Annotated in this window: 1 protein-coding gene; it reads right to left on the reverse strand. The window is 62.1% G+C overall.

What is annotated here, in order from left to right:
• Positions 1-7 precede the first annotated feature (7 nt).
• Positions 8-1405 (reverse strand): IS30 family transposase, encoded by a 1398-nt coding sequence (locus tag VQ044_RS25110; protein ID WP_331827891.1) that lies wholly within the window; start codon positions 1403-1405, stop codon positions 8-10.
• Positions 1406-1461 lie beyond the last annotated feature (56 nt).

Consider the following 1461-nt stretch of genomic DNA (forward strand, 5'->3'; position numbering starts at 1 on the left):
GGCGGATTCAACCGGTCGTCGCAACAGGTGCTATAATACTCGCTTCCAAGAGAAGCGCGAGGGTTTCTGCTGGAGACTTCCAACCGAGGGTTTTCCGGGGCCTACCGTTGAGTGCTGTCGCCACCGCTTGGATGTCCTGCGCGCTGTGACTACTGAGATCCGTGCCCTTGGGAAAATACTGGCGCAGCAGCCCGTTGGTGTTTTCGTTGGTACCGCGCTGCCATGGGCTGTGCGGGTCGCAGAAGTAAACGTGAAGGCCGGTAGAGATCCGCAGATGGGCGTGCTGCGCCATTTCGGCGCCCTGATCCCAGGTCAGCGAACGGCGGAGCTGTTCCGGCAGAGTAACGATCGCACGAGAGATAGCATCGCGCACCGCTTCGGCGCCATGTCCGGCAAGCGCTGGGCCGTTGTTGATACGTGGTTCGCTGCCATGAGCTGCCATGCGAGGCAGGTGAAGCAGCATAGTAAATCGTGTCGTGCGCTCGACCAGCGTCCCAATCGCAGAACTACCCAGCCCCAGGATGAGGTCCCCTTCCCAATGCCCCGGCACGGCCCGCGCAGCAACGTCTGCTGGGCGTTCGCTTATCAGGAAGTCCGGTGGGATGAAGGATTTGCCTCGTCCGTGAGTACGTGCTCGTGGAAGGCGTAGGACCCGGCCGGTGCGCAGGCAGGCAGCCAGATCACGGCGTAGCGCGCCCCGGCTCTGGACATATAGCGATTGATAGATGGCTTCGTGGCAAATGCGCATTGTCCCATCTTCTGGAAAATCGAGGGGTAGTCGGCGTGCGATCTGCTCAGGGCTCCAGGCCGTAGCCCATCGCCGATCCTGGCGAGGTCCATGACGACGGCCTTTCCACGGCACCATCGGCCCTGGAACGGGTACGCCGTCCGGGCCGGCGATCATACCGGACAGCCTGTGCTGCACGTAATCCCGCAGTCGTGCATCGATCGCCAGTCTAGCAGCCTTTGGACGTCGCCCAGCCCGATCAGCATGCCATTGTGCCGTTGTCGCTCGATAGTCGATAGTGCCGGCACCCGTCGCGGCATTGCGCCGCAACTCACGGGAAATCGTGCTTGGCGCTCGCTGTAACTGTCGGGCAATCAAGCGTACGCCTTGGCCTTGCGCGTGCAGGAGTGCGATGTCCTCGCGCTCGGCGAACGATAAGTAACGCCCCGACAGCGATTTTGCAGAGGGCGACAGATGTGACGGTGGCATTCCGCCCGCTTGCCGGAACCATCGTACGCCCACGGCTGAAGATACTCCTGCCCCGATAGCGGCCTCCTCGCTTGACAACCCAAGGCCGATCCCCGACCAGAACCGTTGGTAGCCTGCCCGCCCCGCCGCGGTAGGCCGCCCTGGAGATCGACGATCGGATTGGACACCGTGTTCGACATCTTGTTCCATTTTCTTCACCGCAACCTCCATTGTCGAAGTGTTGCGACGACCGGTTGAATCCGCCC

Source organism: Aurantimonas sp. C2-5-R2 (assembly GCF_036549495.1).
Classification (GTDB): domain Bacteria; phylum Pseudomonadota; class Alphaproteobacteria; order Rhizobiales; family Rhizobiaceae; genus Aurantimonas; species Aurantimonas coralicida_A.

Coding starts and splice junctions, on each gene's coding strand:
- VQ044_RS25110 (WP_331827891.1), bottom strand. CDS start 1,405: ATGGAACAAGATGTCGAACACGGTGTCCAATCCGATCGTCGATCTCCA.